The organism is Dietzia timorensis (genome assembly GCF_020742175.1).
Classification (GTDB): domain Bacteria; phylum Actinomycetota; class Actinomycetes; order Mycobacteriales; family Mycobacteriaceae; genus Dietzia; species Dietzia timorensis_A.
Genome location: NZ_DYXM01000080.1, coordinates 1 through 4,993 on the forward strand (window position 1 = coordinate 1; position 4,993 = coordinate 4,993).

A 4,993-nucleotide genomic window follows, 5' to 3' on the forward strand; every position below is an offset into this window, starting at 1 on the left:
GGCGGTCGACGGCGGGCCGATCGCGTTCGTGCGCGACGGCGACCGGATTCGTCTCGACGTCGGAAACGGCACGCTCGATCTGCTGGTGGATGACGCCGAGATCGCTGCGCGCGGCGAGGGCTGGGAGCCGCTGCCCCCGAGGTACACCCGCGGCGTGCTCGCGAAGTATTCGAAACTCGTGCAGCCGGCGTCCGAGGGCGCGATCTGCCGCTGAATGCGCGCCACCCCGGGCCTGACGAGGCCCGGGGCGGAAACGTAGATCTGCGGCTCTTAGAGGCCGAGATTGTGCGCGAGTGCCGCGACGATCCAGCCGGGCATGAGCCCGACTGCGCCGATGATGCCGGAGTTCTGTTCCGAGCTGCCGAGTGCTTGTGCGCCGGCGGCCGAGCCGCCGGCGCTTCCCAATGCCAGGTCATTGAGCGGTCCGCTTACCGGGCCGTCGAAGAGGTCCATGAACATTGCGTATCGCCTTCCGTCTGGGTGTGTGTTCACGCGCCACGTCGCCGCGCTACACCTGTAGATCGTGGCGGACGGCACGATCGTTAACATCTCGCTGCGCCTGGCCGGCGCTTTCTCTCATTGCGCATTTAACTCACGTGTGTAGGGTGGCGCCCCAGTCACCCACGATGAGGAGATTGTGTGCTTGGTAGCAAGAAGCGGCTCATCGCCGCGGTAGCCGGAACGGCCTTCGTCATTTCCGGCTGCGGCGCGTCCGGCGACGACGGCGAGGGAACCCCTCCACCCGAGGAGCAGGCCGCGGCGAGTAGCGAACAAGGCGACGCCGGCGGGGCCGACGCGGCCGGGAAGTCCGGCGAACCGAAGCCGGACCTCGAAGGCGTCCCGAATGTCGTGGCGGAGGTCAATGGCGAGAAGATCTCGAAGGACGATTTCACGGTCGTCTACGAGAGCCAGTTCCAGCAGATGGCGATGCAGTCGCAGATGTCGGGCCAGGAGGTCGATCAGGACCAGCTCAAGTCCGCGACCGTCGACGGGCTCGTCGACAACGAGCTTCTCGCGCAGGACGCCGAGAAGCAGGGCATCTCGGTCTCCGATGACGAGGCCGAAAAGGAGCTCACCAAGCTGGCCGAGACCAATCAGATGAGCCGCGACGACTTCATGGCGGCGAATAAGGAGCAGGGTCTCGACGAAAAGCGCGTGCTCGACGAGGTCAAGTCCCAGGCACTGATCAAGAAACTCCTCGAATCCGAGAACGGCGAGTTCACCGCCTCGGAGGAGGAGCTGCAGCAGTCCTACCAGCAGGTCCAGCAACAGCAGCAGATGAGCGGCCAGGGCGGGCAAGCTCAGCAGCTGCCGCCGATGGAGCAGGTTCGCCCGCAGCTCCAGGACCAGGTCATCAACCAGAAGTTGGCCGAGGCCATGCAGAAGAAGGCCGACGAGCTGCGCAAGGGCGCCGACGTCAAGATCAATATCTGAGGTACAGGCGGCCTCGGCTCGCGCGGATTCCGGCTCAGCCGTCACACGGGATCGACAACCCCTTCCGTAGCAACGTTTTTCGATACCGGGGGCGGCGCCGAGGTCGCGCGTTACGTGGCCGAGCACCACGAGTACCGGCTCGCGAGCATCGTATTCGCTGCAGCGCTACCGCCATTGTTGCCGATGCGCAGGTCTCACACCGGAGCGCGAAGGAATTTCTCGGCGCTCGTCGATCGGGAGCGCTCGGTGACGACCCACAGCGCGAGCATCGCGGCGACGAGCCAGACCAGCAGCGGTATCGCGGCGTGTGCGGCGCCGCCGGCGCTGCCATCCACCGCCAATCGAAGCGCGTCGGCGGCGGGACGCAGCGGCAACAAATCGCCAAGCGAGTGGACGAAACCCGGGCCGGAGGAGGTCGCCCCGGCGACTCCGGCTATGACGGCCCCGCCGAGCATCACGATGACTCCTGCTCTCGGCCACAACGCTCGCAACACATGGGCGATGGTTGTGAAGACGGCCATTGTCAGGAGCGCGCAGCCGAACACCGACGGCGCGGAGGCGAGTCCGGCTCCCGTCGCCATGACAAGCGCGATTGTCACCACCACCGAATGGATTACGGCGTTGACGGCGCGCACCGGCAGATTGCGCAGCAACAATCGACCCGTCGTCTCTCCCGACATCATCGCGTCGTCCGGGATCGGCCGTAGGTACGCGGAGGTCGCGGTGGCGGCGCACCACAGAATCAGCGCGGCGAGTAAAACGGCAAGCGGGAGTGTATAGCCCTTCCCGCCGCCGGCCATGAGGATGGGGTCGGCCGCAGTCTTGGCCAGCGCCTTTCTGCCCTCATCGGAGAACGTGGGGACCTGTCCGCGCGCCTCCCCGAGGCCGTCGGCGAGTTCTCGCGCCCCATCGGCGGCGCCAGAAGAACCGTCGGTGAGCGCGACCATTCCATCGTCGAGTTGCCGCGCACCGTCGGCGGCCTCGCGCGAGCGGTCGCTCAATTCCGTTGCCCCGCCGGACAGCTGACCTGCCCCCGCGGACAGTTGTGTGGCCCCGTCTTTCGCCGTGCCGAGCCCTGCGGTCAGTTCGTTCGAGCCATCGCGCGCTGCGCCGATGCCGCCGACAAGCTGGGTGGAGGCGTCGGCGAGCCGAGCGTTGCCATCGGCCACCTGATGCGCCCCGTCGTTGAGCCGATTGATATCCCCCGCCAGGGTGGAGATCGACTCGCCGGCCATACGCTTCTGTTCGTCCGCGCTCGCAGCTTCTCCGCTAATTCGCTCGGCAAGGTCCTGCAGTTGTCCGCATACCGCGGAGCCTGTGCACGAATCGGCCAGTTCCTTGAGCTCGGCCGCCGCCGGCGAGAAGTCGCCGATCGCGTCAAGGTGCCCTCCGGCTGTCGCGGATAGCGGGGCCGCGAGGTCCGCGAGCTGTTGCGTCCCTTCGGCTACCTGCGAGGACCCATCGGCGAGCGCCCTGGTCTGCGCGGGCAGCTCCGCCGTCTGCCGCGAGAGCTCCCCCAGTCCCTGCGACAGGCTTCCGGCGCCGTCATAAAGCGTGGTGAGTCCCGAGCCGAGGTCCCCGGCGCCCGAGTCGAGCTCGCGTGCACCTCCGGCGAGTTCGCCGGCGCCCCCGGCGAGCAGCGGCAGGCCTTCGGCGAGTTGCCCGGTTCCCGTTTTCGCCTGGCGCGTGCCGTCGCGAAGTTGGTTCGTGCCGTCGGCGAGCGCCGCGGACCCGTCGGCGGCCTGGCCCAGCTGATCGTGCATGTCGTTGAAGCTGAGGAAGATGTTGTCGAGGAAGCTTTCGGTGACCGTGCCCGAGAGCGAGGCGCGGGCGGCGTCCAGGAGAGTTTCCGTGACGGCTGAGTCCGCCACCGGCGAGTCAGGCGCGGTAGTGACGTCGATGGTGGCTTTCCGCACGGTGGCCGGATCCGTAGCGGCGACGGATGTGGCGTCTGCGGAGAATTCCTTGCCGATCGTGACGACCGTGCCGTAGTCGCCGCCAGCCAGCCCTTCGGCCGCGTCGTCGGCGTTGGTGAGCACCCAGTCGATGTTCGCGTCTTCGTCCTTCGGGTGGAGGAGTTCGGCGGTCAACTGCCGACCGAGCGGCATGAGTTGACCGTCGATCGTCACAGGCTCGTCCTCGTTGACCACCGCCGCGGAAACCTTGGCCGCCTGCGCCCCGGGGTTGCCGGTCGCGACGAGCAGCGCCGCGAGCAGCACGGTGGGCAGGAGAAGCAGGGCGACACCAATCCACGTGCGCAGACCCGGGCGCTCGGTGCTCGGGCGACCGGTCGTTCGCTTGTTGTTCGTGCTCATCGGACTAGCGATCCTTCGCGTTGCGGGAGGTCGTGCTGGGTGATGTGGCCGGTGGCCGCCGGCGGGGGCACGGCCAGCGCGCTCAGTGCGTTCTCGTCTTCCGCCGTGGTGACGACGCAGACCCCGTCGGCGAGGGCGGCGGCGATGTCCGAATCGGGCACGTCGGCGGCGGCCAGGACGGCCGGGAGGTCGTCGATGAAGAGCAGCGGTGGGCGCACCTCGAGCACGGCGCGGAGCTCGCCGGCGTTCTCGCGCGCGATGAGCGGCAGCCGGCGACGGGCCTGCCACGCCTGGTTGGGGAGGACGTATCTGGCGGATTTCACGTCACCGCCGAACGAGGTGAGGCGCCCCGCGAGTGCCATGATCACCGCGCGTCGAACGTCCGGCGTGCCTCCTGAAATTACTGCCAGCTCGCTGGCTTCGGCGTGGAATTCGTGGAGGCCGGCGAGCTGCGCGCCCCCGCCGTCATCCAGCGAAAGATCCCGCACTGCGACAACCGCGTCCGCGCCCCAATCTTCGAGGGACAACTGGTGCTGCAGGCCGATCCCCTCGACGTCGAAGGACGGCAATCCGCGCTCGAGCGCGGGCGGGAGGCCCCAGGCGCGTTCGCCGAGGAGTTGGAGCACAGCGGGGACCATCGTCATGCGCACGATAAACGCATCGACGGCGACACCCACGGTGAGGGCGAGGGCGATGGGTTTGATCGTCGCGTCGTCCTCGGGGACAAACGCGATGAAGACGCCGACCATGATGAGCGCCGCCACGGCGACAACGGGCGCGGAGCTGGCGAACCCGGAACGGATCGCCTCGCGCGCGTCGCCCAGACGGTGCCGCGCCTCTGCGATGCGGGAGACGAGGAATACCTCGTAATCCATGGCGAGGCCGAAGAGCACGGCCATGAGGATGATCGGCATGAAGCTGACGACGCTGCCCGTGCGGGCGACGCCGAGAGTGTCCGCGCCGACCCCGTGGACGAAGACGAGCGAAGTGATTCCGAGGCCCGCCGCGAGAGACAGGACGTACCCGAGCGCGGCCTTGATGGGCACGATGATCGAGCGGAACACCATGATCAACAAGACGATGGAAAGACCGACGACGAAGATACCGAACGGCAGGATCGACGCGCTGAGCTGCTCGGAGACGTCGGCCTGCACGGCGGTGATCCCGGTGACCCGCAAGTCTGAGACCGGATAGTCGGACTCGATGCGCTCGCGCTCATCGCGCAGCTCATGAACGAGGTCGGT

5 protein-coding genes are annotated in these 4,993 nt (G+C 67.7%); 2 read left to right on the plus strand and 3 right to left on the minus strand.

From position 1 onward, the window contains the following. A partial coding sequence (locus tag K8V11_RS04335; protein WP_303911168.1) for a dihydroxy-acid dehydratase occupies positions 1-214 on the plus strand: 214 nt, incomplete at its 5' end. 56 nt (positions 215-270) lie between these two features. Here the strand turns inward: K8V11_RS04335 and K8V11_RS04340 are convergent. Next, the gene (locus tag K8V11_RS04340) at positions 271-459 is read right to left on the minus strand and encodes a hypothetical protein (protein ID WP_303911169.1); all 189 of its coding nucleotides are present in this window, start codon (positions 457-459) and stop codon (positions 271-273) included. 180 nt (positions 460-639) lie between these two features. On the opposite strand from K8V11_RS04340, the gene K8V11_RS04345 reads away from it, so the two are divergent. Continuing rightward, positions 640-1,434 carry a SurA N-terminal domain-containing protein gene (locus K8V11_RS04345; protein ID WP_303911170.1) on the plus strand — a complete coding sequence of 265 codons (795 nt, stop codon included), beginning with the start codon at positions 640-642 and terminating at the stop codon, positions 1,432-1,434. Between the two features lie 194 nt (positions 1,435-1,628). Here K8V11_RS04345 and K8V11_RS04350 read toward each other — a convergent pair whose 3' ends face one another. Next, positions 1,629-3,749, minus strand: a complete 2,121-nt coding sequence (locus tag K8V11_RS04350) for a YhgE/Pip domain-containing protein (RefSeq protein WP_303911171.1) — start codon at positions 3,747-3,749, stop codon at positions 1,629-1,631. Then, positions 3,746-4,993, minus strand: a 1,248-nt coding sequence (locus K8V11_RS04355; RefSeq protein ID WP_303911172.1) for an MMPL family transporter, incomplete at its 5' end; no start/stop codon positions are given. The genes K8V11_RS04350 and K8V11_RS04355, both read right to left, overlap by 4 nt.